A 26,851-nucleotide genomic window follows, 5' to 3' on the forward strand; every position below is an offset into this window, starting at 1 on the left:
AAAGCCCCGCCCTCTCCCACCAGGAGAGGGCGGGGCTTCCGCGTTTAACCCGGGATCCGTTCCCTGGCCGGGCCCGCCGCGACGAAACCATGCGTACTGTGTCCTGGCGCACAAAACGTGTTTGAATCGGACGCATGGCTACCCTGAAACCGGAGACCCCGGAAGAGCAACCACTGACCCCGTTCCACAACCTCGACCACTACCTCTCCATCCCCCGGGTAAGTGGCCTGAGCCTGAGCCCGGACGGCACCCGCCTGGTCACCGCCGTCGGCACCCTGAACAGCAAGGGCACCGCATTTGCCTCCGCCCTGTGGGAAATCGACCCGGCCGGCCGGCAGCAGGCCCGCCGCATCACCCGCAGCGCCAAGGGCGAGGCCGGCGCATGCTTCGCCGCCAACGGTGACGTCTACTTCACCTCCGCCCGCCCCGATCCGGAGAACCCGGAGGACGAGCCCGTCAGCGCGCTCTGGCGCCTGCCCGCGGGCGGCGGCGAAGCCCGGATCGTCCTGAGCCGGCCCGGTGGCGTGTCGGCCGTGAAAACCGCCAGGAACGCCGCTGCGGCCTTCGTGACCGCGGACGTCCTGGCCGGGTCCGCAGACGAGGAGGATGACGCTGCGCGCCGCAAGGCCCGCAAAGACAACAAGGTTTCCGCCATCCTGCACAGCGAATACCCGGTGCGGTACTGGGACGAGGACCTGGGCCCCGGCCAGCCCCGCATTTTCGCCGTGGAACCCGGGGCCGGCGATGCGCCAGGGAAGCCCGCCACGGTGGACGCCACCGCGCCGCTGGCCCTCCGGAACCTCACCCCGGACGCCGGTGCCAGGCTCCGGGAAGCGGAAACCGCTGTGAGCCCTGACGGCCGGACCATTTACACCAGCTACACCAAGCCGCTGGCCAGGGCAGACAGCCGGTTTGTGCTGGTGGCCGTGGACGTGGCGTCCGGCACGCAGGAAGTCCTACTGGACCAGGAAGGCATGAGCTTCTTTCCCGGCCCCGTCAGCCCGGACGGCAGCACGCTGGTGGTGGTCAGTGAGAGTGATTCCACTCCCCACCAGGCGCCGGAAATCAAGCTGCACCTGCTGGACGTATCAGCGGGCCGGGGGGTTGTGGCGCTGCAGCCGCTGGCGCACGACTGGGACCGGTGGGCCAAGCCCGCGGCCTGGCTCCCTGACGGGTCCGCCCTCCTGGTGACCGCGGACGACGACGGCGCGTCGCCGGTTTTCCGGATCAGCGTCCCGTCCGCTGCGGCTGAACTCGGTATCACCCGGGTAACGCAGGACGCCGCGGCGTATACCGACGTTGTGGTATCCCCGGAAGGCCGCACAGCCTATGCCCTGCGGAGCTCCTACGAATTCCCGCCCGAAGCGGTCCGGATCGACCTGGCCACGGGCGAGACCACACGGTTGCCGGCCCCCGCTGAGCGGCCCGTGGCCTCCGGACGGCTTGAACGGATCGCCGCCACCGCCGCCGACGGCTCCCGGGTGCCCGCGTACCTGGCACTGCCGGAGGGTGCGTCCGCAGCCTCGCCCGCCCCGATGCTGCTCTGGATCCACGGCGGTCCGCTGGGATCCTGGAACGCGTGGACCTGGCGCTGGAACCCCTGGCTGCTCACGGCCAAGGGATACGCCGTGCTGCTCCCGGACCCGGCATTGTCCACCGGCTACGGCCAGGCCTACATCCAGCGCGGCTGGGGAGCCTGGGGCAAGGCGCCGTTCACGGACCTTATGGCCGTCACCGACGCGGCAGAGGAACGGGTGGACATCGACGGGACCCGCACGGCCGCCATGGGCGGGTCCTTCGGCGGATACATGGCGAACTGGGTGGCAGGACAGACCGACAGGTTCAAGGCCATTGTGACCCACGCCAGCCTTTGGGCGCTGGACCAGTTCGGCCCCACCACCGACTCCTCCCAGTACTGGCTGAAGGAAATGACGGAGGAGATGGCGCGGGAGAACTCCCCGCATCTGCACGTCGAAAAGATCAGCACCCCCATGCTGGTCATCCACGGGGACAAGGACTACCGTGTGCCCATCGGCGAGGGCCTGCGGCTCTGGTACGAACTGCTGTCCAAATCACAGCTGGCAGCCGACCGGGACGGGCAGACCCCGCACCGGTTCCTGTACTTCCCGGACGAAAACCACTGGGTCCTCCAGCCCAACCACTCGAAGATCTGGTACCAGGTGGTGGAGTCATTCCTGGCCCGCAACGTGCTGGACCAGGAAACCGAACTGCCCGGGGAGTTGGGTCTCTAGCCGCCCCCGTACCCTACGGCACCGTCATCCGGGCCGCTTCCTTGAGCGGAAGAAGCCCGGATTTCGGTGCCGTTGCAAGGCCCCAACTAGGATTGGCCTGTGACGAATTCCTTCGAGATCCGCCCTGCCCGCACCGATGATGTTTCCGCCATCAAGAAGCTTGTGGCGCCCCTGGCCGAGGAGCGGATCCTGATGGCCAAGGAAACCGTCGCCTACTACGAAAGCCTCCAGGAGTTCCTGATCGCCGAGTCCGCCGACGGCGAGGTGATCGGCTGCGGCGCCCTCCACGTGATGTGGGAGGACCTGGCCGAGGTCCGCACCCTTGCGGCGTCGCAGGACCGGCGTGGCCAGGGCATCGGCCATGTGCTGGTGGAGAGCCTCCTGGAGCGGGCCCGGGCCCTCGGAGTCAACCGGGTCTTCTGCCTGACGTTCGAGGTGGACTTCTTCAAGCGCCACGGCTTCGAGGTTATGGCGGACCAGTCGGCGGTGGACCCTGTGGTCTACTCAGAGCTCCTGCGTTCCCACGATGAGGGCGTCGCGGAGTTCCTCGACCTGGCGCGGGTCAAGCCCAACACTCTTGGCAACACCCGCATGATCCGCGTCCTCTAGGCCGGAATTCCGAATAAGACGTCGAAGGCAGCACTGTCTTGGCTTTATTCGATTTGATGGATAAACTAGCGGTGGCCGGGAATGGGGGCCCGGAAAGGGACAGTCATTGGGGGCTGTCCCTTTTTCGTGTTGAAACACCCCAGGGCCCGGCCGGTGCCTACCTTTGCCCGGCCTGCCGGTAGTAGGGTCGTCTGTGACATCCTTCAGGAGCACAGCCAGGAGCAACGCCGTGAAGAAACTCATCAACGATCCCCGTTCAGTGGTCGGGGAAAGTGTTGCCGGCTTCGGCCTGGCGCACGCTGACCTCGTGAGCGTTAATGCCGATCCGGCCTTCATCACCCGCAAGGATGCGCCGGTGGCAGGCAAGGTGGGGTTGCTCTCCGGCGGCGGCAGCGGCCATGAGCCCCTCCACGCCGGATTTGTGGGCCGTGGCATGCTCGACGCCGCCGTCCCGGGCGCCGTGTTCACCTCGCCGACGCCGGACCAGATCCTGCCCGCCACAATGGCCGTGGATTCAGGCGCCGGAGTGGTGCACATCGTGAAGAACTACACCGGCGATGTGCTGAATTTCGAGACCGCCGGCGAACTGGCCGAAGCCGAGGGGATCCGCGTCCGCACCGTCCTGGTCAACGATGACGTGGCTGTGGAGGACTCGCTCTACACGGCGGGCCGGCGGGGTGTGGCAGGGACCGTGCTGGTGGAAAAAATCGCCGGCGCGGCGGCCGAACGCGGCGATGACCTGGACACGGTGGCCGGAATCGGCGAACGCGTCAACCTCAACGTCCGCACCATGGGGGTGGCGTTGTCCGCCTGCACCGTACCGCACGCCGGGACGCCCAGCTTCGACCTCGCCGGGGACGAAATCGAGATCGGCATCGGCATCCACGGGGAACCCGGCCGGCACCGGATTGCCATGGAAAACGCCGACGGCATCACTGACCGGCTGCTGGAGCCCGTCCTGTCCGACCTGAAGATCGAAGCGGGTGAGCAGGTGCTCCTGTTTGTGAACGGCATGGGCGGAACCCCGTTGAGCGAGCTGTACATCGTGTACCGGCGGGCAGCGCAGGTACTGGCTGACCACGGGGCCGTGGTGGCCCGCTCGCTGGTGGGCAACTACGTCACGGCCCTGGAAATGCAGGGCTGCTCCATCTCGGTCCTGCGCCTGGACGATGAACTCACCGCCCTGTGGGACGCGCCGGTCCACACCGCCGCCCTGCGCTGGGGGGCCTGAGCATGCTGCTGGATACTAACTGGACCCTGAAGTGGCTGACGCTGTGCGCGCAGGCCATGGCAGGACACCGGATGGAACTGATCGAGCTGGACCGGGCCATCGGTGATTCGGACCACGGCGAGAACATGGACAGGGGATTCCAGGCAGTCCTGGAAAAGCTCGCCGAAGCGCCGCCGGAAACACCGGGTGCCGCGCTGAAGCTGGCCGCCATGACGCTGATGTCGAAGGTGGGCGGCGCCGCCGGGCCGCTGTACGGCACGGCCTTCCTCCGCGCCGCAACCGCCCTGGGTGACGCCACCGAGATTGATTCCGCGGCATGGGCCGCTGCGCTGGCCGCAGGGCGGGACGGCATCGTGGCCCGGGGCAAGGCCGAAACCGGCGACAAAACAATGGTGGACGCCTGGACACCGGCGGTGGATTCCGCCCGGGCGGCCGTTGACGCCGGCGCCCCGGACGTCCTCACGATCCTTGTGGCCGCCGCAGAGGCCGCCGAAGCGGGTGCTGCGGCCACAGACCCGCTGGTGGCACGCAAGGGCCGGGCCAGCTACCTGGGGGAGCGCAGCGCCGGGCACCGCGACCCGGGAGCTGCTTCCAGCGCCTTGATCTTCCGGGCAGCAGTGGGGGCCGCGGCATGACCATCAGCCTGGTAGTGGTGTCCCATAGTGAAAAAATTGCCGACGGCGCCGCGGAACTTGCCGCCCAGATGGCCCCGGATGTGCAGATCCTGGCAGCCGGGGGCACCATGGACGGCAGCATTGGCACCAGCCTGGAAAGGGTCCTGGCGGCCCTCGAGAAGGCTGCGGACGGCGGGGTGGTGGTCCTCGCGGACCTGGGCTCGGCCGTGATGACCGCCGAATCGGCGATGGAGTTTGTGGATAATCCGCACGGTGTGGTGCTGGCCGACGCGCCCCTGGTGGAAGGCCTGGTGGCTGCGGCGGTCGCAGCCCAGGGCGGGGCGGGGCTGCACGCGGTAAAGCGGGCGGCCGAGGCGGCGGGCGCACCGCCGCGCAGCCCGGAGGTTCCGGCAGCGCAGCTGGCCGAGGGCTCGGTCACAGGCCCGGGCCCGGACTTCACCGGCGACTTTGAGCTCATCAACCAGGCCGGCCTGCATGCCCGGCCGGCGGCCAGGATCGCCGGCGGCGTCGCAGCACTGGATGCCAGGGTCACCCTGAACGGTGTGGACGCGGCATCGATGACGGCGCTGATGACCCTCGCGGCTGGCAGGGGCCAGGGTATCCACGTCCAGGCCTGGGGTCTGGACGCGGAACGGGCGGTGAACTACATCGGCGGGCTGGTGCAGGCCGGCTTCGGCGAGCCGTAGGCCGGACCCACCCCAATCAGGCGCCCGGCGGTGTGTTCAGGGCGGCATTGTCCGGCCCTGGCCATAAGCTCGATGCCATGGAACGGCCCCACCTGGAAGAAACCCCTGCCGAGATCGAAGTGCTTGACGGACAGATGTCCGTTGAGGAGCTTCTGGCTGAGCTCGGCTTTGACTGGCACGCCTGCACCTCGCAGCCGCAGGCAGTCTCCGGAGCAGCTGCCGAGGATCCCTTCGGCCAGCCTGCCCTCTTCTGACGGCGCCCCGGACAGCATCAGGAAGCGGGCTGCAGCCCCGCACTGTCCAGGATCACGGACGCCGAGAGGTATCGGGGGCACTGCTCCCCGAATGGATACCCCGCGCTGGGCTTGAACACCAGGGAGCGGACGGGCAGGGCGCCGCCGGCCGCGGTTCCGGTCACCGTTGCGGTGATCGGGGACTCGGTCAGGACACCCAGGTCGAGGTTTCCCACTTTGGTGCCGTCCGGCGAGGCCGTGGCGGAGCAGACCCCGTCGGTGGTGCAGCCCTGGTCCACGGAGGTGCTGCCCGGCATCAGCTCAAGGTCGGCCTCGTGGCAACCGCCGTCCTGGCAGGCCACCAGGTGCACCACGTCAACCTGCGCCGCGTAGTTGGCGGCAACGGTGAGGGCCACACCGTTTGACTGGCCCAGGTCCGGGCACGCCACGCCGCCGGCGCCCGGCCCGCACGCGGTGAGTCCCGCCGTCGTGATCAATGCCAGAAGAACCCCGGGCCTGCGCATGCCTTCAGCGTAGGGCAGTTTGGCCTAGGGCAGCGGGAAAAAGCTGATGAAGAGGAACGAAGCCACACCGAAGACGGCGAAAAACGGGAGCAGGCAGCCCAGCGCAACCTTGGAGGCGGCCGAAACCTGCAGGGATTCGTTGGGATTGGCCGGGTTGTAGGCGACCTCAAGCGGGGACCCCGGTGCGGGGGCTGCTGCCCGGGAAACCTCGGATTTGCCCACAAAGAGCGTGCCGTGCGGGTCGGTGAACTGGTACGTGGGGAAGTAGCGGCGGCTGCGGCTGGAGCCGCCCCCGCCGTTGGTCCACCCCGCCACGCTGCCGGTCACGGTGGCCCGGGCCTTGGGCCAGCTGGCCATCTGCTCCGACTGGCGCCGCGTGGTCCGCACGGTCCGGATAATCGCGAAAACGGCGGCCACCATAAACAGCGCCCACACGCCATAGATGATCATTCTCATGCGTTCCCCCTGGTTGCGTTATGTCCGAAGTATGCCATTTTGCGGCCGCAGCCCCTCAGGCCGGAAGCCGGTAGCCGCCGTGTGCGAGCTCCGCCAGCCCATCCGCGAGCAGCCCGGCCAGCGCCCGTTCCAGCTGTTCAGGAGCGGAATTGAGCCGGTGCAGGGCAGCCAGCGGCACACCGATTCCTTCCGGCGCGAACCCCAGGTCCGCCGGCGGGGCCTGGAACAGGTCCGGGGGAACCGGCGCGTCCGCGAGGCGCAGGACGGCAAGCACGGCGCCGCGGACCTGCCGGTCGGTGCCGTGCCACGCCTGGCCTTTGGGGATGTACGACGGCGGTGGCTCGCCTGCGGCCAGCCACGCACAGGAGCCCCGGACCGGGCAGGCAACACATTTGGGTGCCCGGGCCGTGCACACCATGGCGCCCAGCTCCATGACCGCGGCGTTCCAGCGGACGGAGGCGCCGTCGTCGGCCGGCAGCAGCGCAGTGGCCAGGCGCATCTCGGCTGCGGTCAGGGCGGGGGCCGGCAGTGCCGTTCCGGATACCAGGCGGGCGTGGACGCGCCGGATGTTGGTGTCCACCACCGTCTCGCGGCGGCCGAATGCGAAGGCTGCCACCGCGGCTGCCGTGTAGCTGCCCACACCAGGCAACTGGAGCAGTTCGGCATGGGTTGCGGGGACGCTGCCGCCATGGTCCTGCACAATGGCGGCCGCCGCCGCGTGGAGCCGCAATGCCCGGCGCGGATATCCAAGCCTTCCCCAGGCCCGGACGGCTTCTCCGGCCGGAACTGCTGCCAGGGCGGCGGGGGTGGGCCAGCGTTCCAGCCATTCGTGCCAGACGGGCAGCACCCGGACCACCGGGGTCTGCTGCAGCATGATCTCGCTGACCAGGACGCCCCAGGGGCTGCAGGCCGGATCCCGCCAGGGCAGGTCGCGGGCGGTTTCGTCAAACCAGCCGTTGATCCTTGCGTGCAGGGAACTGAGCCCGGCTTCGCCGCCGGCAGGCGGCGCGGGAACTGTGGTGGTGGGGTTTTTGGTATCGATCCCCACACTGTAATGGAAGTTCTCCGGCGGGTTGAAACGCGATGTGACCAGCCCGTTGGCCGTCCGGCGGCGTGGTGGCCCCGCAGAGCAGTGCCGGTTCTCTAGCCTAGGAGGATGGGCAGGCAAGGCAGTACATCATCGCGCGGTAAAAGCGCGGCTTCGGCGGCAACGGGTGCCGGCAGGCCGGGCGCTGCCGTGTACCGGCGCCGCCGGCTGTTTGCCGGCGGCGCACTGCTCCTGGCGTTGGCCCTGCTGATGGGCGGGCTGGCCCTGGGCGGCGCCTTCGGTGGCGGGTCGGAGCAGGCCTCAGCCACGGACCCCGCTCCCAGCGGAACGGCCGCCGCGCCAACCAGTGCCGCTGCCACCCCTACTCCCACGCCGTCCGCGGCCCCGTCCTGCAACCAGAACCTGGTCACCGTCTCCGCAGCCACGGACAAGGGCGCCTACGGGCCGGACGACAAACCGCTGCTGACCCTGAAGGTCACCAACGGCGGCACCATGCCCTGCGAGGTCAACATCGGCACCTCGCAGATGGAATTCCTGGTCACCAGCGGTGCCGACCGGATCTTCTCGTCCCGGGACTGCCAGTCCACCAGCGAGGACCTCATCAAAACCATCGCGCCCGGTGCCAGCGAAACGGCCAACTTTCCGTGGTCGCAGGCCAGGAGTGTTGAAGGCTGCCAGCCGGTTTCGGCCAAGCCCGGCGGCGGTGGGGCCTACTACATCTTCACCGCGAAGCTCGGCTCCAAAGCCAGCCCCAAGGCTGTTTTCCAGCTCAACTGAGCCGGTTTGTGGCCGCGGTCCAGTTTTGCAGGGCCGGGGTTAGAGGAAGCGGTCCAGCAGGCTGGCCTCGGCCATGCGGCTCAGGCCCTCCCTGACCGTGCGGGCACGCTGGTCGCCGATGCCGTCCACTGTCATCAGGTCATCGATGGTGGCGGCCATCAGGAACTGGAGCCCGCCGAAGTGGTCCACCAGCCGGTCCGCCACGGCTTTGGGAACCGCCTTCAGGCCGGACAGGAGCCGGTACCCGCGCGGCTGGACCACGGCGTCAAGGTTGTCCACGCCGCTGGCGAAGCCCACCATGCCGGCGATCCTGCTGAGGTCGATCAATTCGGTGGGGCCCAGGTTGACCAGGGCGCTCACGGCCTTTTCGATGTCTTCGGGGGAGGCATCGGGGCCCGCGTAGTCGCGGATGATCACATCGCTGCCCGGCCCGCGGCCCACGGTGAGTTCATCCAGCTGCAGGGAGAGCAGCCTGCCGTCCTCACCGAGCTCCAGGACGTACTGGGCTATTTCCTCGGAGATGCGGCGGACCATTTCCTGGCGCTGCAGGGTGACGGCGACGTCCCGCACCGTCACCATCGCCTCGATCTCCAGGGCGGAGAGGGAACTGGTGACCTGGTCAAGCCGGGAGCGGTACCGCTCGAGGGTGGCCAGGGCCTGGTTGGCGCGGGCCAGGACCTTTTCCGAGCCCTCCAGCACGTGCCGCAGGCCGTTGACGTAGAGGGCGATGATCTGCATGGACTGGCTCACGGAAATGACCGGGACGCCCGTCTGGATGGCCACGCGCTCCGCGGTGCGGTGCCGGGTGCCCGATTCCTGGGTTTCGATGCTGGAGTCCGGGACCAGCTGGACGGCGGCGCGCAGGATGTTTCCCGCGTCCTTGTCGCAGATGATGGCCCCGTCCATCTTGGCCAGTTCACGCAGCCGGGTGGGGGAGAAGTCGATGCCGATGTCGAAGCCGCCCGAGCAGATGGAGTCGATGGTCCGGTCCGAGCCCAGGACGATCAGCGCACCCGTCCGGCCCCGGAGGATCCGTTCCAGGCCGTCACGCAGCGGAGTCCCGGGCGCCACCCTGCCCAGCGTTGCCTTGAGTGATTCTTCAGGGCTCCGCGCCATGGTTGTCCCTTCAAAGGTGCGGACCTGTGCCCGCCGGAATGCCGGCTTCCGCACTCTGCCGGCAGGATGAAAAGTGCATAGTTTCCTGCAAGCTCAATGATAGGGGTAAGAATTGTGTCCATCCGCACAGGCAAGCCTTAAAGTGCCCCGTGGGGAGGGAGCGGCGCAGGGGGTCCGAATGCCTCCCCGCGTTGTGCCCGGGAGGGCGCTTTTGGCCCGGCCGTGCCGCATGCCCGGGGCGCCGTGTGCCCTGCCGGACCGCCAAGCCCCGCCCCACCCAACTAGGTCGCAGTTGTTGTCGTTTTGGGGGCTCATAACGACAACAACTGCGACCTAGTTGGGGGGAAGGGGATCAGGCGGGGTGGGGCACCTTCAAGGCGGCCGCCAGTTCAGCAGCCGTGGGCGGGTTGGCGCCGGGCCGGCCCACGGTGATCGCCGCGGCCGCCGCGGCCATCCGGCCCAGCCCTTCCACGGTGGCCGGTTCCAGTTCGCCCGGCGCTACCGCCAGCAGGCCGGAAATCAGGGCCGCCATGTAGGAATCGCCGGCCCCGATGGTGTCCGCCACTACGGAAGGTACCGCCGGAACATGCAGCGTGGTGACCGGGGTAGCCAGCAGCGCCCCCTCCGCGCCGAGGGTCACCACTGCCAGGCGTGCGCCGCGCCGCACCAGTTCCGCCGCAACGTCCGCCGGATCGCGGCGGGGATACAGCCAGGCTGCATCCTCGTCGCTGAGTTTGATGACATCCGCCAGCTGGACCAGGTCCTCAAAGCCGGCCAGGGTTGCCGCGTGGCTGCCCAGCAGGTCCGGGCGGATGTTGGGATCGTAGGTGACCAGGGAGGTGCCCTGCGCCTGCTCCAGGAGGCCGCGGACCGATTCGGCGCCCGGGGCAAGGAAGCTGGCGATCGAACCGGTGTGCAGCACCCGGGGTGGCGCCGTTAGCGCGGCGGAATCCCAGGCCGGCAGGTCCCAATGGATGCTGAAGCTGTAGCGGGCCGATCCGTCCGGCGCCAGGGTGGCGGCGGCAGTGGAGGTGGGCCCGGTCCTCGGCGACCCGGACAGGATCCCCACCCCTGCCCGGACCAGGTGCTCCGCCACCAGCGCGCCGTGCCGGTCCGTGCCCAGGCAGGTGAGGAAGCCCGTGGGCACACCCAGCCGGCCCAGGCCGTAGGCCACATTGGCGGGGGAACCGCCGGGATGTTCGGTGGTGCCGGCGCTGGTGGTGACGATGTCCACCAGCGCCTCGCCCACCACCACCACGTCAAGGCCGGTGCCACGGGTGTCCTGGGCCGCCACGGTCAGGCCACGTCCCACAGCTGCAGCGAGGCGCCGGCGGTGCCGCCGTCCGCGAACAGGCTGATGGTGCTGTGGGCCGGGTCCGGGAAGATCAGTTCGGTCATGCTGACCAGGCCGTCCTGGCCAAAAACCTCCACGGAGCAGTGGTCAACAAAGATCCGGAGCGAGTAGGTTCCGTCCGGGCCCGGCAGGATGGGCGCCGTGCTGGCAGAGGCAAACGATGGGTCGAAGCCGGTGTCGCCGGACAGCGTCCGGTCCAGGACCAGGCTGCCGGCACCGGGCCGGATGCTGATCCGGGTCCCGGCAGTGCCGTCGGCGGCGCCGCGGACCACAATGCCGAACACGTCAGCCGATTCCGGCGTGAAGGTGACGTGGAGCAGCTGGACCGGGGTGCCGCCGTCGACCGCCAGGCTGCCGGCGACGGCGACCTCCGTGCGGGCGGCGGCCTCCGCTCCTGCGGTGACCTCCGGCGCGATGGCCTGGACCAGCCGGGGCTGCCCCGCAATTTCGGTGAGCCACACGTCGCGGACCAGGCTCATGGGGCTCCGCCACGGCGCGGTGGGGATCCGGTTGGCGTACTGCCAGTTGTTCATCCAGCCGATCATCAGCCGCCGGCCGGCCGGGACGTTGCTGAAGGACACCGCGGCGTAGTAGTCCCGGCCCCAGTCCAGCCAGTGGTAATCGGCCAGCCGGGAGTCGTCCTGCAGGCCTTCGGTGACGGTGGTTTCGGAGCTGAACCGTGTGCCGTCGAAGTGGCCCACAAAGTACTGTCCGGCCGAACCGCCGTTGGGGCCGCCGGGGTTCATGTTCACGGTGAGCACCCACTTGGTGCGCTCCGGGTTGCCGTCCACCGGCAGCTCGAAGAGGTCAGGGCACTCCCACACCCCGCCGGTGCCGTTGGCGGGCCCGAAGGTGCTCAGGTACGTCCAGTCCAGCAGGTTGTCCGACCGGTACAGCAGCACCGCGAAATCCAGAGCCTCGACGGCGGCCATGACCCAGTAGCTGCCGGCGGGGCCCTCGTACCGGAACACCTTGGGGTCCCGGAACTCCGGCGAGTTCCGGGTCAGGACGGGGTTCCCGGCGTACTTGGTCCACGTGTAGCCGCCGTCCGCGCTCCAGGCGACCGACTGCGCCTGCGTGCCCTGGTGCTCGGAGGCCGGCCGGTAGGCGCTGGTGTAGAGGGCCACCAGCGGCGCCGTCCCGGCCGCCCCGAGCCCCGAGGTGTTCTCCTGGTCCACCACGATGCTGCCGGAGAAGATCTCTTCGGTTTCATCGCAGTGGATGGCCACCGGCTGTTCCACCCAGTCCACCAGGTCCGTGGAGGTGGCGTGGCCCCACGACAGGTTGCCGTGGACGTTCCCGTACGGGTTGTTCTGGAAGTACAGGTGGTACGTGCCGTCGAGGAACACCAGGCCGTTGGGGTCGTTGAGCCAGGTGTCCCGGGCGGCGAAGTGGCGTGCCGGCCGGTAGGCCTCAAGGGTGGGCGTGGCGGGGTTCATGGATGCGTCTCGTTTCGTGCTGCAGGTACGGGCTGGCGTGCTGTGTTTTGGGTCAGGAGTTTTGCTGGAACCGGTCGTAGGCCTGCTGGTAGATGTCGATCATCCGGTCCACGCCGACGTTCTCCAGTTGGGAGACGTAGCCGTCCCATTCGCTGTCGATGCCGCCGGAGACAATCCACTTGGCAGTGGTCTGCTTGACCAGGGCGGAGACGTCGGTTTCGATGGTGCCGATCTGCTGGATTTCCTCGTTTGACAGGGCCACCGGCGGGTAGCCGTCATTGGCTGCAAACGGTTTGTAGTTTTCCTGGATGGTCTTTTGCCGTTCCGCGGCGCGGGGCTCGGGGGCCACCACTTTCTCGAAGTTTTCGGCGGTGTTGGCCTTAGGGCCGCCGGGGGCCACCTTCTGGCGGCGCTCGCCTTCGCTGGTCCCTGCCGGAGCGGGGATCTGGGTCAGCAGGCCGGTGGCGGCGTCTTTTTGCAGGGTTTCGCCGATGGGGCCCCAGTTGGCCTGTGCTGACTGGAGGGGGTCGTAGAGGTTGTCGGCCCAGCGCATGGTGGCTGCCGGGTACTTGTTGGTCCGGGTCACGGCGAAGGCGCCGCGGGCGATCTCCTGGTTGTTGGACTGGCTGGCCAGCCGCTTGCCGTCCACGCCTTCGAGGACGGGCAGCAGCGCGTAGTCGGCCGCCCGGTCAGCGCCCACCATTTCCTTGATTTCCCACCAGACGAACGAGCCGAGGTTTGCCGTCCCGGCCTTGCCCTTGGCCAGGTACGCCTTGTCGTCCTGGGAGAAGGACTCCGGATCGATCAGGCCTTCCTGGTACCACTGGTGCAGGGTGCCGATGGCTTTTTTGTAGCCGTCCTGCGTGGCGGTGTAGATGACTTTGCCGTCCTGGACGATCCGGTGGTCCATGTTGTCGGGGACCCCGCCCAGGGCGGCGATGAGGTCCACGATGTCCCCGCACCACGAGCCGGGCATAAAGCTCAGCGGGATGGTCCGGCCCGTCCCGGAGGCGTCCTTGGCCTTGAACGCCAGCAGGGCGTTGTGGAGTTCGTCAACAGTTTTAGGCATCGGGATGCCGAGCTTGTCCAACCAGGCTGTGTTGATGGCCATTTCGTTGGGGAACTGGACCAGGCCCAGCTCCTCAACGGAGGGCAGGGAGTAGATGTGCCCGTCGGAGGAGGTGATGGCAGCCTTGATGTCCGGCCGGTCCGCCAGGATTTTCGCCAGGTTCGGGGCGTTTTTGTCGATCAGGCCCTCCAGCGGGACCAGGGTGCCGCTGGCGGCGTAGGTGGTGATTTCCGCGTCGGTGAGGCCGCTGTTGAAAAACGCGTCCGGCAGGTCGCCGCTGGCCAGGATGAGGTTCTTCTTTTCCTTGAACACCGCTTCGGGGAGGTTTTCCCAGTCGATGTGCACGTTGGTGTCCGTTTCCCACTGCTGCACCAGCGACATGCTGCCGTAGTCAGGGGCCAGGGCGGATTTGGTGCCGGAGAACGTGAGGGTCAGCTTGTCCTTGACGATCGGGAAGCCGGTCTCCTGGAAACCGAATTCGGCGGAGGCGTCCTGGATCTCGGCGGTGCCTTTGGAGCCCGAGCAGGCGGTGAACAGCATTGTTCCTGCCATGAGGGTGCCAAGGACGGCGAGTTTGCGGCGGCTGGTGGCCATGGGTCGATCCTTTTCTTGGTGCGGGACTTGGTGCGGGACTTGGTGCGGGACTGGGTGCGGGAGGTGCGGAAGGTGGGGCGGCGGCACGAGGGGAGTGCCGCCGTCGGACGATACGGAAGGGAGCGTCAGCTCTTGACGGCGCCGATCATGGTGCCCTTGGTGAAGTGCTTCTGCATAAACGGCAGCGCGATCATCAGCGGGAGGCTGGAGACCACGATCATGGCGTATTTGGTAAGTTCGCCGATCCGCTGGGCTGCCGCGTAGGACTCGATGTCCCCGCCGGTGGTGCCGGCCGAGGAGACGTCGGACTGGATGAGGATGTTCCGCAGCACCAGCTGCAGCGGGTACTTGGTGTCGTCGTTAAGGAAGATGAGGGCGTCGAAGAACGAGTTCCAGTGCGCCACCACATGGACCATGACCATCAGCATGATCAGCGGCTTGGACAGCGGGAGCACCATCCTGAAGAAGAACGTGAAGTCGTTGGCGCCGTCCATCTGGGCGGCTTCGCGGAGTTCGCCGGGGATGGTGTGTTCGAAGAAGGACCTGGCGATGATGAGGTTCCACACGCCTACCGCGCCGGGCAGGACCACCGCCCAGACCGTGTCCAGCATGCCCAGGTCGCGGACCACCAGGTACTTGGTGATGAGGCCGCCGTCGAAAAACATGGTGATGACAAAGAGCAGCATCAGGATTTTCCGGCCGGGCATGTCCTTGCGGGACAGGGCGTAGGCGCCGAACAGGATGGTGGTGACGCTGATGGCGGTGCCCAGGACGGTGTAAACCACCGTGTTTCCCAGGCCATTCCAGATCCGGCTGTCCGCGAAGATCCGCTGGTAACCCTCCAGCGTGACGCCGGAGGGGAACAGCCAGACTTTGCCTTCGTAGACGGCGTTGGGGTCGCTGATGGAGGCGATCACAATGAAGTAGAGGGGATAGACGACGGCGATGATGGACGCCGTGAGGATGGTGACCGCGGCGACGTTGAAGGCGGAGTCCGCCCACCGGTCGCGGAAGGAGAAGGTCCGCTTCGGGGCCGGAACCTGGCGGGCGGGGGTGGCCGGTGCGGGCACGGGCTTGGTGTTCAGGGACATAGCGGCATCACCAGAGGGTTGCTTGGTTGGCCCGGCGCGCAATCGTGTTGAAGACGAGCAGCAGCACCAGGTTGAGGACGGAGTTGAACAGGCCGATCGCGGCCGAGTAGCTGAACTGCGCCTGCTGTAGCCCGGCGTGGTAGACGTACGTCTGGATGATTTCCGACGTCGGCAGGTTCAGGTTGGTCTGCATCAGCAGTGCCTTCTCGAAGCCGACGTTGAGCAGGTTGCCGATGGCCAGGATGAACAGGACCGTGATGACGGGCATGATGCCCGGCAGGTCGATGTGGCGGATCCTTTGGAGCTTGGAGGCGCCGTCCACTTTGGCGGCGTCATGCAGGGCCGGGTCGATGCCGGACAGCGCCGCCAGGTAGACGATCATGGCGAAGCCGGCGTTCTGCCAGACATCCGAGATGACGTAGATGGGCCGGAACCACTCCGCCGAGCCCATAAAAAACACGGGCTCGCCGCCGGCCAGCTGGATGGCGTTGTTCACCAGGCCGGACCGCGGGGAGAGCAGCACAAACATGATGCCAACCACCACCACCGTGGAGATGAACGCCGGTGAATACAGCACCGTCTGCGTGAACTTCTTGAACCGTTCGCTCTGCAGCTGGTTGACCAGCAGGGCCAGGATGATGGGGATGGGGAACGCCACCACCAGGCCCAGGACAGCGATCCAGAGGGTGTTTCCCACCACCTGGCCGAACTGGTACGAGTTTACGAACCGGACGAAGTGCGCCAGGCCCACCCAGGGGCTGTCGGTGAAGCCGTCCACGGGGTTGTAGTTGCGGAAGGCGATCTGCACGCCGTACATCGGCCAGTATTTGAAGACGGCAATGTAGATGAGTGACGGCAGTAGTAATACGTATAACTGCCAGGCCCTGGCCGCCCTTTTCAGGCGCAACGGCAGCGGCTTGCGGTGTGTGGCCCGTTGGGTGGACCTGTTGGGGGCGGCCGGCGGCGGTGCCGGCGTTGTCCCGGCCGCGATGCGGCTCATGGCAACTCCTTTGGATGTGTTACTGAATTGCGTTCCACCAGCGGGCAAGCCATGTATTCGACGGTCCCGTCGGGTTCGGCGCCCTGCAGGATGAGGTCCACAGCGCGGCGCCCCATTTCGATGAAGGGCAGTTCGAGGGTGGTCAGTCCCGGCCGCAGGTGCGGGGCGAGAGTTTCCTGGTTGTCGAAGCCGACGATGGAGACATCGTCGGGGATCGAGATGCGCAGCTCCGAGGCGGCCTGGTAGGCCCCCCAGGCGGTGCGGTCGTTGGCGCAGAAGATGGCGGTGGGCGGGTGGCCACCGCGCATCAGGTCCATGGTGTGGGTGAAACCGTCGAGTTCGTTGCCGCCGCCAAAACGGACCAGGTCCGGATTGGCTGGAAGCCCGGCCTCGGCGAGGGCGCGGACGTAGCCGTTGAAGCGTCCGACGGCGGCCGGCAGTTCGCTTTCCAGCGTTTCGATGTTGATCATCGCCACGCGCCGGTGCCCGGCATCAAGCAGGCGGCGGGTGGCCGTGTAGCCGCCCAGCTCCTCGTCCGGCGCTACGCTGGGGAGCCGCCGCTGGCGGTCCTGCGAGTTCAGGACAACGGAGGGGACGCCCGAGAGGGCTTCGGGGACGTCCAGGCGGCGGTGGTACATGCCGGCATAAACGACTCCCGCCACCTTGTAGGAAAGCATGGAGTCCAGCGACGCGGTTTCCAGGGCCTTGTTGCCGCCGGTGTTCATGGTCAGCAGGAGGAGCCCGTCCTCCCAGGCCCTTTCCTGGGCGCCTTCGATGATCTTGCCGGCGAAGGGGGTGGTGGCCACGGCGTCGCCGAGGAAGCCGATAATGCCGGAGACGCCGTCGCGCAGGGTTTTGGCGTGGGCGTTGGTGCGGTAGCCGAGCTCCTGCACCGCGTCCTGGACCCGGACGCGGGTTTCCTCGGAAAACCGGCCGCCGGATGCCTGGTTGAGGACCAGCGATACGGTGGCCTGGGAGACGCCGGCGGCTGCCGCGACATCATGCATGGTGGGTCCGGAATGGGGTCGGGACCTTGCCATCTGGCACCTCCTTGGGCCTTGGGTGATACGTGACAGTTATTCGTATAACTGCGAACAGGAAAAACTGTAACCTGCGCCATAGTGGTGCGTCAACAGTCCCCCGCCTTCCGACTCCCAACTGGCTGGCAGTTGTTGTCGTTATGAGCCCCCAAAACGACAACAACTGCTAGTTAGTTGGGGAGGGTCAGGGGCTGCGGCGCTCGCGGACCATCCGCTCCAGGTCCGAGCTGACCCGCAGCAGCGAGGCCGCGCGCAGGGCGCGGTGCTCCGCGGCGCTTTGCTGGCCCCGGCGCTGGTTGGCCGGCGGTGGCGATCCGCCGGCGGCTGGGCCCTGCTGGCGCGGGGCGGCCGCTGCGAACGGATCGAAGAAGGGGTTGTAGGAAACCGGAACGCCGTGCACCGCTCAGGCCCCCGTCCAGGAAGGCAGCATGCCGGCAGGGGAGCGGCCCCCGGGTGGTGTCCTGCTGGGGCGCCGGTTCGCTGCGGTGATCATCCGGCCACGCTAGCGGGCCTGCATTTCGTTGTTTTAAACGTCCGGTTTCGGTGGCGTTAAGCGGGCGGGCCGCCGTTTGCGGCCCTGCGATAAACTGGAACTTGGCTTTTCCGCCGCCCCACAGGTTCCGCCAGAGCCCCGGGCAGACCCCACCGCAGCGAAGGTAGCACCGTGTCCCAAGAAGTCCTGACCCCCGCCCGGATCTCCGGGATCCACAAAGAGGCGGGCCGCCGCAGGACCTTTGCTGTCATTTCCCACCCTGACGCGGGCAAGTCCACCCTGACCGAGGCCCTGGCGCTGCACGCCAAGGTAATCGGCACCGCCGGAGCGTCCAGCGGCAAGGCCAACCGCAAGGAAACCGTCTCCGACTGGATGCAGATGGAAAAGGACAGGGGCATTTCCATCAGCTCCGCCGCCCTGCAGTTCTCCTACCGCGACACCGTGATCAACCTCCTGGACACCCCCGGCCACGCCGACTTCTCCGAGGACACTTACCGCGTGCTGGCCGCCGTCGACTGCGCCGTTATGCTGGTGGACGCCGCCAAGGGCCTGGAAACACAGACCATGAAGCTCTTCGAGGTCTGCAAGGCCCGCAACCTCCCCATCATCACCGTCATCAACAAATGGGACCGCCCCGGCCTCGACGCCCTGGCCCTGATGGACGAAATCACCGAACGCACGGGCCTCCAGCCCATGCCCCTGACCTGGGCCGTGGGCATCTCCGGTGACTTCCGCGGCGTCTGGGACCTGCGCAACGACCGCTTCGCCCGGTTCCAGCGCAATAACTCCGGCGCCCAGATCGCCCTCACCGAATACTTCACCCCGGACCAGGCCGCCGAAAGCCAGGGCAAGGATTGGACCGACGCCGTGGACGAGGCCGGCCTGGTGATCGAGTCAAACCTCGAATTCGATGTGGAAAGCTTCCACGCCGGCACCGCCACCCCCATCCTCTTCAGCTCCGCAGCTCTGAACTTCGGGGTCAAGGAACTGCTGGATGCCCTGGTGGACTTCGCGCCGCCGGCCGCACCCCGGCCTGACGTGGCGGGCAACGCCCGCCCGGTGGAATCCCCGTTCTCCGGCTTCGTCTTCAAGGTCCAGGCCGGCATGAACAAGGCCCACCGGGACCACGTCGCCTTCATCCGCGTCTGCTCCGGTGTGTTCGAGCGCGGCATGGTGGTCACCCAGACCCGCACCGGGAAATCGTTCGCCACAAAGTACGCCCAGCAGGTTTTCGGCCGGGAACGCGAAGTCATCGACGAGGCCTTCCCGGGAGACGTGGTGGGCCTGGTCAACGCGTCCTCCCTCCGCGTGGGTGACAGCCTTTTCCTGGCCGACCCCGTGGAATATCCGGCCATCCCGCTGTTCGCCCCCGAACACTTCCAGGTGGCACGGTCCAAGGACCCCAGCAAGTTCAAGCAGTTCCGGCGCGGCATCGAGCAGCTCGAGCACGAGGGCGTCATCCAGGTGCTCCGCTCTGACGTCCGCGGCGACCAGGCCCCCGTGCTGGCCGCCGTAGGCCCCATGCAGTTCGAGGTGGTGGAGGACCGGATGGCCCACGACTTCAGCGCGCCCATGCGCCTTGAGCGCCTGCCGTACTCGTTGGCAAGAATTTCGACGGTGGATGCCATGCCTGCCCTGGCCAACGTCACCGGCGCCGAGGTGCTGCTGCGGTCCGACGGCGAATACCTCGCGCTCTTCAACGACGTATGGGCCCTGCGCCGGATCGAGAAGAACCACCCCGACCTGACCCTGGTGCCCATCGGCACGCACAACCCCGCAAAGTAGGGCCCAAAACATGACTGCAGTCCAGCCACGTGCCCTGGTGACCGGCGCCGGAACCATCAACCCGCTGGGGTCCTCGGTGGCAGGGACCTGGGCCGGCCTCCTGGCCGGGAAGTCCGGAATCGCGGAGCTGGACGAACCCTGGGCGGAGCAGCTGCCTGTAAAAATCGCGGGCCGCGCGCCGTCGGACCTCTCCGGGCACCTGAGCACCCGCGAGATCAAGCGCATGGACCGCTGCGGCCAGCTCGCGCTGATCGCTGCCCGGGAAGCGTGGGCCCAGGCCGGCGCCCCGGACGTTGACCCCGAGCGCTTCGCGGTGGTGATCGGCTCTGCGTACGGCGGGCTGGGCTCCACCCTGGAGCAGGACCGGACACTGGCCGCCTCCGGCCCGCGCAAAGTCTCCCCGCACACCCTGACCCGGCTGATGGTCAACGGCCCGGCGGCCTGGGTATCGATCGACCTCGGGGCCCGCGGCGGCGCGCGGACTCCGGTCAGCGCCTGCGCCTCCGGGGCTGAGGCGATTGTCCAGGGTGCCGAAATGATCCGCTCAGGAGCTGCCGACGTCGTGATTGCCGGCGGTGTTGACGCCTCAGTCAACGACCTGGTGATCACCGGCTTTTCGCAGATCCGCGCCCTGTCCACCCGCCCCGGCGATCCGCAGCTGGCCTCACGCCCGTTCGACGGCGGCCGGGACGGTTTTGTCCTCGCGGAGGGCGCAGGTGTGGTGGTGCTGGAAAGCGAAGCCCACGCCCGTGCCCGCGGCGCCGCCATACTGGGCGCGGTGGCCGGCGGGGCCGTGACGTCCGATGCCAACGACATCGTCGCCGCCGATCCGGCGATGCAGCGCCGCGTCATGCAGAAAGCGCTCGAGTCGGCGGGCCTGGAAGCGGCCGGCATCGGGTTTGTGCACGCCCACGCCACCTCCACTCCCGTGGGGGACAAGCTCGAGGGGCAGGCCATCAACGCCATCTTCGGGCCCAATGTTCCGGTGACCTCCACCAAGGGACACACCGGCCACCTGCTGGGCGGCGCCGGCGCGCTGGCCGCCGTTGTGGTCCTCGAAGCCCTGCGCACCTCGCAGCTGCCGGCCACCCTGAACATGGAGGCGCTGGATCCGGAAGTTGACCTCGACGTGGTGACCGGACAGGTCCGCAACCTTGCCGCGGACGCCCCGCGAGCGGGCCTGGTCAACGCCTTCGGCTTCGGCGGGCACAGTGTGGCGCTGGTGATCACCGCCGGCTGACGGGCCGGCAAACTGGCGCCGAAAGATTGTTGAACAATCTTGTGGCGTAAGGCATGATGGTTGAAGAATCCAACCTGAGACGAGGGTCACATGCCGCACATCGATCTGAACAGTGACGTCGGGGAATCCTTCGGCAACTGGACCATGGGGGACGACGCCGCCGTCTTCCGGCACGTCACCAGCGCCAACGTGGCCTGTGGCTTCCACGCCGGGGACCCGGTCACCATCGCCAAAACCTGCCGCGACGCCGTGGCGGCGGGCGTGACCGTCGGCGCCCACGTGGGCTACCGGGACCTGGCCGGCTTCGGCCGCCGCTTCCTGGACTGCTCCGCCGTGGAACTAGCGGACGATGTCCTCTACCAGCTCGGCGCGCTGCAGGCGCTGGCCCGCGCCGCCGACACCGAGGTCAGCTACGTCAAGCCGCACGGCGCCCTGTACAACGCGATTGTGCACCACGAGATCCACGCGCAGGCAGTGGTGGACGCCGTCCACGCCTTCAACCCGGAGCTGCCGCTGTTGCTCCTACCTGGCGCCGTGGCGCAGAAGAAAGCCGAAGCCCGCGGCATGACGGCCCTGTCCGAGGCCTTCGCCGACCGCGCCTACAATCCGGACGGCACCCTGGTGTCGCGCCGCGAGGAAGGCGCGGTGCTCCACGACCACGCCGCCATCACGGCCAACATGGTCCGGCTGGCCACGGAGGGCACCATCGTGGCCCGTGACGGGTCCGTCCTGAAAGTGCAGGCGGACAGCATCTGCGTGCACGGCGATACCCCCGGCGCGGTGGCCATGGCCGGCGCGGTCCGGTCAGGCCTTGCCGCCGCCGGCGTCACCGTGCGGAGCTTCGCGTGAGCATCACCGGCATCCGCTGGTCCGGCCCCAACGCGGTCCTGGTGGAGCTCACCGGGCTGGCCGGCGTCCTTGCCCTCCACGACCGGCTGCAGGCCGAGCCGCTCCCCGGGCAGCTCGACGCCGTCGCCGGAGCAGCCACGGTGCTGGTCAAGTTCGGCTCCCGCTTCCACGCCGGGGCCGCCCGCGGGTTGCTGCCGCACCTGGACCTGGCGGCCCGCGGCCACCACGCGGGCAATGAGGTCACCATCGAGGTGGTGTACGACGGCGAGGACCTCGCCGAGGTGGGCCGCCTGACCGGCCTGGGTGCCGACGGTGTGGTGGCCGCCCACACCGGGCAGGTGTGGACGGGCGCCTTCGGCGGCTTTGCCCCGGGCTTCACCTACCTCGTGGGGGAAAACGACTCCTTGTCGGTGGCGCGGCGCAGCTCACCCAGGACGGCCGTGCCGGCCGGCTCCGTGGCGCTGGGCGGGGCCTTCTCGGCCGTCTACCCGAGGCAGTCGCCCGGCGGCTGGCAGCTGCTGGGCCACACGTCCGCCGTGATGTGGGACCTGGGCCGGAAATCGCCGGCACTGGTGCGGCCGGGGGATACCGTCCGCTACGTTGCCGTCCGCGAGAGGGTGGCAGTGCGTTCGGCCGTGGCCCCGGGCCCTGGGTCCGCGCCGGACCAGGCAGGCAGCGGGCTCCTGGTGCAGGCTCCGGGGCTGCAGTCGCTGGTCCAGGACCTGGGCCGGCCGGGATTCGGCGACCTCGGCGTTTCCGTGTCCGGCGCCGCTGACCCGCGCTCGGCCCGCCAGGCCAACCGGCTGGTGGGCAACGAACCGGGTTCCGCCGTCGTCGAAAACCTCCTGGGCGGACTTGCTGTCCAGGCCCGGGGCGACCAGGTCCTGGCCGTTGCCGGCGCTGCCGTCTGCCTGGAAGTCCGCGACGCCGACAACCAGTTGCTGCGGACGCCAGCCCTGCACACACCTTTTGCCCTGCTCGACGGCGAGACGCTGAGCCTCGGCGCCCCCGGAACCGGTGTGCGGAGCTACTTGGGCGTCCGTGGCGGGCTGGCGGTGGAGCCCGTGCTGGGCAGCCGGTCCAGCGACTCGATGTCCGGCATCGGACCGCCGCCGCTTGCTGCCGGCATGTTCCTGCCCATCGCTCCGGTGACCGGCGTCCATCCCGTGGGCCCGGCGGAAAGCACCCTGCTGCCCGTCGCGGACGGCCCCACAGAGCTGCGCGTCACCCTCGGCCCCCGCGATGACTGGTTCGGTCCGGCCGCCTTCACGGCCCTGGCCGGGCAGGACTGGCTGGTCAGTGAACAATCCAACCGGATCGGGGTCCGGCTCACGCCCGGACCTTCCGGCGGGGCCTGGCCGGCTGGTGAAGCAGCCACGCCGGGAGCTCCCGGCGCCGCGCTGGTCCGGACCCGCGAGGGTGAGCTCCCCAGTGAAGGAACGGTACCCGGCGCGTTGCAGGTCCCGCCCAACGGCCACCCCGTCCTTTTCCTGGCCGACCATCCGGTGACCGGCGGCTACCCGGTGATTGCCGTGGTTGTGCCCGGCGACCTGCCGTTGGCGGCGCAGCTGCAGCCCGGCCACCCTGTCCGGTTCACCGTTGTGGACCCCACCACCCTCGCACCGGCAAACCAGGAACCTCCCCACCATGGTGAACCGGACCAGACCGCTTCAGAAGGAACCCAGCCATGAAAAAAGTCCTGATTGCCAACCGCGGCGAGATCGCCGTGCGGATCGCCCGCGCCTGCGCCGACGAGGGGCTGCAGTCCGTGGCCGTTTACTCCGACCCGGACGCTGACGCCCTGCACGTGCGGCTGGCGGACGAGGCGTACGCACTCGGCGGCAGCACAGGCGCCGAAACGTACCTGGACATCGGCAAGATCCTGGCGGCCGCCGGCCGCGCCGGTGCCGACGCCGTGCACCCCGGCTATGGCTTCCTGTCCGAGAACGCAGAATTCGCGGAAGCTGTGATCGGGGCCGGCCTCACCTGGATCGGCCCGTCACCGGATTCCATCCGCTCCCTGGGCAACAAAGTCACCGCACGTGCCATCGCCGTACGGGCCGGGGCGCCGCTGGTGCCCGGCAGCGACGGCCCGGTGGAAAACGCCGAGGACGTGCTCGCGTTCGCCCGGGCACACGGACTTCCGGTGGCCATCAAAGCAGCATTTGGCGGCGGCGGCCGCGGCCTGAAGGTGGCGCGCCGGATGGAGGACGTGGCGGATGCGTTCGAATCGGCTGTCCGCGAATCCACCGTGGCTTTTGGCCGCGGCGAGTGCTTTGTGGAGCGGTTCCTGGACCGGCCGCGGCATGTGGAAGCCCAGGTCCTGGCCGATACCCACGGGAACGTGGTGGTGGTGGGGACCCGGGACTGCTCACTGCAGCGCCGGAACCAGAAACTGGTGGAGGAAGCCCCCGCGCCGTTCCTGACAGCAGGGCAGCGCGCGCAGATCCACGAATCGGCCAAGGCCATCTGCCGCGAGGCGGAGTACCACGGCGCCGGAACCGTGGAATACCTGGTGGGCACGGACGGGATCATCTCCTTCCTGGAGGTCAACACCAGGCTCCAGGTGGAGCACCCGGTCACCGAGGAAACCTCCGGCGTGGACCTGGTCCGCCAGCAGTTCCGCATTGCCGCCGGCGGCGCCCTTGACCTTGCGGCGGACCCCGAACCGAAGGGCCACGCCATCGAGTTCCGGCTCAATGCGGAAGATCCCGCCCGGGGGTTCCTGCCCGGGCCCGGCACTGTGGTGGCCTTCGAACCGCCCACCGGCGCCGGCATCCGCGTGGACACCGGCGTCCGCTCCGGGTCGGTGGTGCCCGGCGAATACGACTCGCTGCTGGCCAAGCTCATTGTCCACGGTGAAGACCGGCCGCAGGCGCTCCGGCGGGCAGCGGCTGCGCTGGCCGAGATGCGGATCGAGGGCCTGCCCACCGTCCTGCCATTCCACCGGGCAGTGGTGCGCCACCCCGCGTTCACGGCTGAGGAGGGACTGGGCATCCACACCACCTGGATCGAAAACGACTTCGCCGGAGAGCTGGCGGCGTCCCCCGAGATCGCCCGCACCAACCCCGGTGCGGCACGGCGGACCCTGACCGTGGAGATTGACGGCAAAGCCGTGCAGTTGGGCCTGCCGGAGCAGTTTTACGCGGCGCTCCTCACCGGCGGCGGCGCGGGCGGCCAGGCAGCGGCGGACGCTGCGGAGCAGGACGACGCCGGCCTGGCCTCGCCAATGTCCGGGTCACTGGTGAAATGGGTGGCCGAAGATGGCCAGGTCGAAGCCGGCCAGGCCGTCGCCGTGCTGGAGGCCATGAAGATGGAAACCGCGGTAACGGCCCACCGGAGCGGCACCTGGACGCGAGGCGCACAGGAGGCGGGTGCCGCCGTCGGACGTGGTGATCTTCTGGGCCGGATCTCGTAGCCGGCCTTCGACGGCCTGGCGGTCCCGGAACGTTGAGTAGATTGGACGGATGCCCATGAACGAAGCACTCCAGGGGATCGCCGACGGCGGCCACGCAGCCCACGCCCATACCGGGGCGTGGGTTGCCGGCGTGCTCCGCGCCCGGATTTCGGCCGGCCAGTTGCCGCCCGGGTCAAAACTGTCCGAACAGAAGCTCTCGGAGGCCCTCGGGGTTTCCCGCAACACCCTCCGTGAGGCGTTTACGGTGCTGGCCGGCGAGTCCGTGGTGCAGCGGATCCCGAACCGGGGCGTCTACGTTGCGGCCCCGGGGCCGGACGATGTGCGCGAGATTTACCGGGTCCGCCGCCTGATCGAACCCGCCGCCGTGCTGTGGGGCGATATTGACGAAGCCGCTTTGGCCGGCCTCGAAGCCATTATGGCCAAGGCGCAAGCCGCCAGGGTTACGGCTTCGGTGCAGGGGATGGCGGACGCCAACCAGGACCTCCACAAGGCGCTGGTGGAACTTTCCGGCAGTGCATCCCTCAGCGATCTGATGGAAAAGGTCCTGGCCGAGATGCGGCTGGTCTTCCACGCCATGGGCCCCACGCCGGACTTCCACAGCCACTACGTGGACAGAAATGTGGCCCTGGTGGCGCAGCTTCGCGCAGGGCAGCGGGACGAGGCGGCGGCCGGGCTCCGGCGGTATCTGGACGATTCCGAACAGGAACTGCTGGTGCACCTTGGGGTTGCACCGTCATCCGGCAGGTGAACACGGATTAAAGCGATGTGTGCGGCGGCCCTTCCGGGGCCACCGCACACATGCTGACAGGCTGGTGCTGGAAAATCAGTTTTTGAAAACGTCCTTGACGTTCTCGCCGGCCTTCTTCGCCGAAGCACCGGCCTGATCGGCCTTGCCCTCGGCTTCAAGCTTGTCGTTGTCCGTTGCCTTGCCGGCAGCTTCCTTGACCTTGCCTACAGCGCTCTCGGCTGCGTTCTGGATCTTGTCTCCGATACCCATGTCTGCATTCCTTCCTGTTGCTGCGTTTACTTTTCCATTTGGCCACCCATTGCTGGGAGGATCCTGGACAATCGTCATACGTTGTCCAGAAATTTTGTGGGACCGTGCTGTCCCGGTCAGGGCCGTCCGGGCGGTCTGGTGTTTTTCCTTGCCGACAGGCGGCCACGGAGCCACCCGGCCACGGCGGTGACGACGACGGTAATGATCTTGTTCCTCATACCAGGTTCCTTCCTATGACGTTGGGCGGGGTGTTGACAGGCAGGTGTGGGGCTACAGAACCGCGGCTTTGTCGTTGCCCCGCTGGGTGCTGATGTTGAAAAGTACTGCCACTTTGCGGAGCGGAACCTCAAGGGCCGTCTCGAGGTTTGCTGTTACCTCGCCGTTGATCCGGGAGATGACGTCCTGGATGTCTGCCCGGTCCTCGACTTTGACGTCCAGGTTCAGCTCGGGCTGGTTCGCGCTGCCACGGATCAGTGCTGATGCCGAGGTGACGCCCGGCAACGCCTCAACTTCGTGGGCGACCGCGTCGGCCACAACCCGGGGTTCACACCTGGTATACCCGTCCCGGCCATGGTCGGAGTGCAGCCGCAGGGTGGAAGCCTGGTGGCGGCGGGGGATCTGGGCGCCGAGCCAGGAGAGCGCCAGCAGGGCGATGAGTGCTGCGCCGGCCAGGATCAAGGCTGCACCAACGGGATTCGACACAGCGTCGAGCGGGGGGCCGGCGAAGACCGGGTTTTCCGGTGCGGCAGGGACCAGTGCAAGGTTCGCGGCGGCGGCCAGGTCCTTACCCAGCCCACTGGCGAGCAGGACACCGGCACCGCCGGCGAGGAGCAGCACTACCGCGATGACCGCCAGCCATGCCCGGTTGAGCCTGCCTGCTGTTTCCCTCATGGTGTGTCCTTTTCTTTCTGCAAC

General features: G+C 68.1%; 26 protein-coding genes. 13 read left to right on the forward strand and 13 right to left on the reverse strand.

Annotated elements, in window-relative coordinates; all coding sequences use genetic code 11:
• Positions 1-134 precede the first annotated feature (134 nt).
• From ACRB8A_RS01350 to ACRB8A_RS01375, 6 genes are all read left to right on the forward strand, one after another.
• Positions 135-2,252, forward strand: coding sequence for a prolyl oligopeptidase family serine peptidase (locus ACRB8A_RS01350; protein WP_432245429.1), 2,118 nt, complete (start codon positions 135-137; stop codon positions 2,250-2,252).
• A 99-nt stretch (positions 2,253-2,351) separates the two neighbouring features.
• The gene (locus ACRB8A_RS01355; RefSeq protein ID WP_050684788.1) at positions 2,352-2,861 is read left to right on the forward strand and encodes an amino-acid N-acetyltransferase; all 510 of its coding nucleotides are present in this window, start codon (positions 2,352-2,354) and stop codon (positions 2,859-2,861) included.
• Positions 2,862-3,090: 229 nt separating this feature from the next.
• Positions 3,091-4,092, forward strand: coding sequence for a dihydroxyacetone kinase subunit DhaK (dhaK, locus tag ACRB8A_RS01360; protein WP_050684787.1), 1,002 nt, complete (start codon positions 3,091-3,093; stop codon positions 4,090-4,092).
• Positions 4,093-4,094: 2 nt separating this feature from the next.
• Positions 4,095-4,727: a dihydroxyacetone kinase subunit DhaL gene (dhaL, locus tag ACRB8A_RS01365; protein ID WP_432245430.1), complete on the forward strand. Its 633-nt coding sequence runs from the start codon at positions 4,095-4,097 to the stop codon at positions 4,725-4,727.
• Positions 4,724-5,413 (forward strand): dihydroxyacetone kinase phosphoryl donor subunit DhaM, encoded by a 690-nt coding sequence (gene dhaM / locus ACRB8A_RS01370; RefSeq protein WP_285241129.1) that lies wholly within the window; start codon positions 4,724-4,726, stop codon positions 5,411-5,413. The genes dhaL and dhaM overlap by 4 nt, the downstream gene beginning before the upstream one ends.
• Before the next feature lie 77 nt (positions 5,414-5,490).
• Positions 5,491-5,667: a hypothetical protein gene (locus ACRB8A_RS01375; RefSeq protein ID WP_164468859.1), complete on the forward strand. Its 177-nt coding sequence runs from the start codon at positions 5,491-5,493 to the stop codon at positions 5,665-5,667.
• A 17-nt stretch (positions 5,668-5,684) separates the two neighbouring features.
• Here the strand turns inward: ACRB8A_RS01375 and ACRB8A_RS01380 are convergent, their stop codons facing one another.
• From ACRB8A_RS01380 to ACRB8A_RS01390, 3 genes are read right to left on the reverse strand one after another with little or no spacing between them, the layout of a single operon-like run.
• Entirely contained in the window at positions 5,685-6,170 is a 486-nt protein-coding gene (locus ACRB8A_RS01380) for a hypothetical protein (RefSeq protein WP_056601686.1), read from the reverse strand.
• Positions 6,171-6,194: 24 nt separating this feature from the next.
• A complete protein-coding gene (locus ACRB8A_RS01385; protein WP_432245431.1) occupies positions 6,195-6,626 on the reverse strand; it encodes a DUF3592 domain-containing protein in 432 nt (143 codons plus the stop codon).
• 55 nt (positions 6,627-6,681) lie between these two features.
• Positions 6,682-7,500 carry an A/G-specific adenine glycosylase gene (locus ACRB8A_RS01390; protein ID WP_350224289.1) on the reverse strand — a complete coding sequence of 273 codons (819 nt, stop codon included), beginning with the start codon at positions 7,498-7,500 and terminating at the stop codon, positions 6,682-6,684.
• Positions 7,501-7,782: 282 nt separating this feature from the next.
• Between ACRB8A_RS01390 and ACRB8A_RS01395 the strand changes: the two genes are divergently transcribed.
• A complete protein-coding gene (locus tag ACRB8A_RS01395) occupies positions 7,783-8,451 on the forward strand; it encodes a hypothetical protein (RefSeq protein WP_285241127.1) in 669 nt (222 codons plus the stop codon).
• 39 nt (positions 8,452-8,490) lie between these two features.
• Here the strand turns inward: ACRB8A_RS01395 and disA are convergent, their stop codons facing one another.
• The 8 genes from disA to ACRB8A_RS01435 all read right to left on the reverse strand — a co-directional run bounded on the left by disA (position 8,491) and on the right by ACRB8A_RS01435 (position 17,554).
• On the reverse strand, positions 8,491-9,567 hold the full coding sequence (gene disA, locus ACRB8A_RS01400; protein WP_050683571.1) for a DNA integrity scanning diadenylate cyclase DisA: 1,077 nt from the start codon (positions 9,565-9,567) through the stop codon (positions 8,491-8,493).
• 352 nt (positions 9,568-9,919) lie between these two features.
• On the reverse strand, positions 9,920-10,879 hold the full coding sequence (locus ACRB8A_RS01405) for a carbohydrate kinase family protein (protein ID WP_285241126.1): 960 nt from the start codon (positions 10,877-10,879) through the stop codon (positions 9,920-9,922).
• The gene (locus ACRB8A_RS01410; protein ID WP_285241125.1) at positions 10,864-12,360 is read right to left on the reverse strand and encodes a glycoside hydrolase family 32 protein; all 1,497 of its coding nucleotides are present in this window, start codon (positions 12,358-12,360) and stop codon (positions 10,864-10,866) included. Before ACRB8A_RS01410 ends, ACRB8A_RS01405 begins: the two co-directional genes overlap by 16 nt.
• 52 nt (positions 12,361-12,412) lie before the next feature.
• A complete protein-coding gene (locus ACRB8A_RS01415; RefSeq protein ID WP_285241124.1) occupies positions 12,413-14,023 on the reverse strand; it encodes an ABC transporter substrate-binding protein in 1,611 nt (536 codons plus the stop codon).
• Between the two features lie 125 nt (positions 14,024-14,148).
• On the reverse strand, positions 14,149-15,114 hold the full coding sequence (locus ACRB8A_RS01420) for a carbohydrate ABC transporter permease (RefSeq protein ID WP_050683566.1): 966 nt from the start codon (positions 15,112-15,114) through the stop codon (positions 14,149-14,151).
• Between the two features lie 7 nt (positions 15,115-15,121).
• Entirely contained in the window at positions 15,122-16,114 is a 993-nt protein-coding gene (locus ACRB8A_RS01425) for an ABC transporter permease (RefSeq protein WP_050683565.1), read from the reverse strand.
• Positions 16,111-17,154 carry a LacI family DNA-binding transcriptional regulator gene (locus ACRB8A_RS01430; RefSeq protein WP_235504799.1) on the reverse strand — a complete coding sequence of 348 codons (1,044 nt, stop codon included), beginning with the start codon at positions 17,152-17,154 and terminating at the stop codon, positions 16,111-16,113. The genes ACRB8A_RS01425 and ACRB8A_RS01430 overlap by 4 nt, the downstream gene beginning before the upstream one ends.
• Positions 17,155-17,338: 184 nt before the next feature.
• Entirely contained in the window at positions 17,339-17,554 is a 216-nt protein-coding gene (locus ACRB8A_RS01435; RefSeq protein ID WP_050683563.1) for a hypothetical protein, read from the reverse strand.
• 264 nt (positions 17,555-17,818) lie between these two features.
• Between ACRB8A_RS01435 and ACRB8A_RS01440 the strand changes: the two genes are divergently transcribed.
• From ACRB8A_RS01440 to ACRB8A_RS01465, 6 genes are all read left to right on the forward strand, one after another.
• Positions 17,819-19,432, forward strand: coding sequence for a peptide chain release factor 3 (locus ACRB8A_RS01440; RefSeq protein WP_285241123.1), 1,614 nt, complete (start codon positions 17,819-17,821; stop codon positions 19,430-19,432).
• A 10-nt stretch (positions 19,433-19,442) separates the two neighbouring features.
• On the forward strand, positions 19,443-20,672 hold the full coding sequence (locus ACRB8A_RS01445) for a beta-ketoacyl-[acyl-carrier-protein] synthase family protein (RefSeq protein ID WP_285241122.1): 1,230 nt from the start codon (positions 19,443-19,445) through the stop codon (positions 20,670-20,672).
• 90 nt (positions 20,673-20,762) lie between these two features.
• Positions 20,763-21,521 (forward strand): LamB/YcsF family protein, encoded by a 759-nt coding sequence (locus tag ACRB8A_RS01450; RefSeq protein ID WP_285241121.1) that lies wholly within the window; start codon positions 20,763-20,765, stop codon positions 21,519-21,521.
• Positions 21,518-23,212 (forward strand): carboxyltransferase domain-containing protein, encoded by a 1,695-nt coding sequence (locus ACRB8A_RS01455; RefSeq protein WP_285241120.1) that lies wholly within the window; start codon positions 21,518-21,520, stop codon positions 23,210-23,212. The genes ACRB8A_RS01450 and ACRB8A_RS01455 overlap by 4 nt, the downstream gene beginning before the upstream one ends.
• Positions 23,209-24,939 carry an acetyl/propionyl/methylcrotonyl-CoA carboxylase subunit alpha gene (locus tag ACRB8A_RS01460; RefSeq protein ID WP_285241119.1) on the forward strand — a complete coding sequence of 577 codons (1,731 nt, stop codon included), beginning with the start codon at positions 23,209-23,211 and terminating at the stop codon, positions 24,937-24,939. Before ACRB8A_RS01455 ends, ACRB8A_RS01460 begins: the two co-directional genes overlap by 4 nt.
• Positions 24,940-24,988: 49 nt before the next feature.
• Positions 24,989-25,687, forward strand: coding sequence for a GntR family transcriptional regulator (locus tag ACRB8A_RS01465; RefSeq protein ID WP_285241118.1), 699 nt, complete (start codon positions 24,989-24,991; stop codon positions 25,685-25,687).
• Positions 25,688-25,762: 75 nt separating this feature from the next.
• Here the strand turns inward: ACRB8A_RS01465 and ACRB8A_RS01470 are convergent, their stop codons facing one another.
• Together ACRB8A_RS01470 and ACRB8A_RS01475 are read right to left on the reverse strand one after the other, a co-directional pair.
• Positions 25,763-25,936 carry a CsbD family protein gene (locus tag ACRB8A_RS01470; protein WP_082178094.1) on the reverse strand — a complete coding sequence of 58 codons (174 nt, stop codon included), beginning with the start codon at positions 25,934-25,936 and terminating at the stop codon, positions 25,763-25,765.
• A 270-nt stretch (positions 25,937-26,206) separates the two neighbouring features.
• Positions 26,207-26,827: a hypothetical protein gene (locus tag ACRB8A_RS01475; RefSeq protein ID WP_056601652.1), complete on the reverse strand. Its 621-nt coding sequence runs from the start codon at positions 26,825-26,827 to the stop codon at positions 26,207-26,209.
• Positions 26,828-26,851: the final 24 nt, after the last annotated feature.

Source organism: Arthrobacter sp. G.S.26 (assembly GCF_050847375.1).
Taxonomy (GTDB): Bacteria; Actinomycetota; Actinomycetes; order Actinomycetales; family Micrococcaceae; genus Arthrobacter.

Excerpts from the sequence above, each read along its gene's own strand:
- ACRB8A_RS01430 (WP_235504799.1), bottom strand. The coding sequence starts at position 17,154 with ATGGCAAGGTCCCGACCCCATTCCGGACCCACCATGCATGATGTCGCG.
- dhaL (WP_432245430.1), top strand. The coding sequence starts at position 4,095 with ATGCTGCTGGATACTAACTGGACCCTGAAGTGGCTGACGCTGTGCGCG.
- ACRB8A_RS01390 (WP_350224289.1), bottom strand. The coding sequence starts at position 7,500 with ATGCTGCAGCAGACCCCGGTGGTCCGGGTGCTGCCCGTCTGGCACGAA.
- ACRB8A_RS01380 (WP_056601686.1), bottom strand. The coding sequence starts at position 6,170 with ATGCGCAGGCCCGGGGTTCTTCTGGCATTGATCACGACGGCGGGACTC.
- ACRB8A_RS01465 (WP_285241118.1), top strand. The coding sequence starts at position 24,989 with ATGCCCATGAACGAAGCACTCCAGGGGATCGCCGACGGCGGCCACGCA.
- ACRB8A_RS01420 (WP_050683566.1), bottom strand. The coding sequence starts at position 15,114 with ATGTCCCTGAACACCAAGCCCGTGCCCGCACCGGCCACCCCCGCCCGC.
- ACRB8A_RS01385 (WP_432245431.1), bottom strand. The coding sequence starts at position 6,626 with ATGAGAATGATCATCTATGGCGTGTGGGCGCTGTTTATGGTGGCCGCC.
- ACRB8A_RS01450 (WP_285241121.1), top strand. The coding sequence starts at position 20,763 with ATGCCGCACATCGATCTGAACAGTGACGTCGGGGAATCCTTCGGCAAC.
- ACRB8A_RS01470 (WP_082178094.1), bottom strand. The coding sequence starts at position 25,936 with ATGGGTATCGGAGACAAGATCCAGAACGCAGCCGAGAGCGCTGTAGGC.
- ACRB8A_RS01460 (WP_285241119.1), top strand. The coding sequence starts at position 23,209 with ATGAAAAAAGTCCTGATTGCCAACCGCGGCGAGATCGCCGTGCGGATC.
- ACRB8A_RS01475 (WP_056601652.1), bottom strand. The coding sequence starts at position 26,827 with ATGAGGGAAACAGCAGGCAGGCTCAACCGGGCATGGCTGGCGGTCATC.
- dhaM (WP_285241129.1), top strand. The coding sequence starts at position 4,724 with ATGACCATCAGCCTGGTAGTGGTGTCCCATAGTGAAAAAATTGCCGAC.
- ACRB8A_RS01415 (WP_285241124.1), bottom strand. The coding sequence starts at position 14,023 with ATGGCCACCAGCCGCCGCAAACTCGCCGTCCTTGGCACCCTCATGGCA.
- ACRB8A_RS01425 (WP_050683565.1), bottom strand. The coding sequence starts at position 16,114 with ATGAGCCGCATCGCGGCCGGGACAACGCCGGCACCGCCGCCGGCCGCC.
- ACRB8A_RS01395 (WP_285241127.1), top strand. The coding sequence starts at position 7,783 with ATGGGCAGGCAAGGCAGTACATCATCGCGCGGTAAAAGCGCGGCTTCG.
- ACRB8A_RS01410 (WP_285241125.1), bottom strand. The coding sequence starts at position 12,360 with ATGAACCCCGCCACGCCCACCCTTGAGGCCTACCGGCCGGCACGCCAC.
- ACRB8A_RS01350 (WP_432245429.1), top strand. The coding sequence starts at position 135 with ATGGCTACCCTGAAACCGGAGACCCCGGAAGAGCAACCACTGACCCCG.
- ACRB8A_RS01375 (WP_164468859.1), top strand. The coding sequence starts at position 5,491 with ATGGAACGGCCCCACCTGGAAGAAACCCCTGCCGAGATCGAAGTGCTT.
- ACRB8A_RS01445 (WP_285241122.1), top strand. The coding sequence starts at position 19,443 with ATGACTGCAGTCCAGCCACGTGCCCTGGTGACCGGCGCCGGAACCATC.
- disA (WP_050683571.1), bottom strand. The coding sequence starts at position 9,567 with ATGGCGCGGAGCCCTGAAGAATCACTCAAGGCAACGCTGGGCAGGGTG.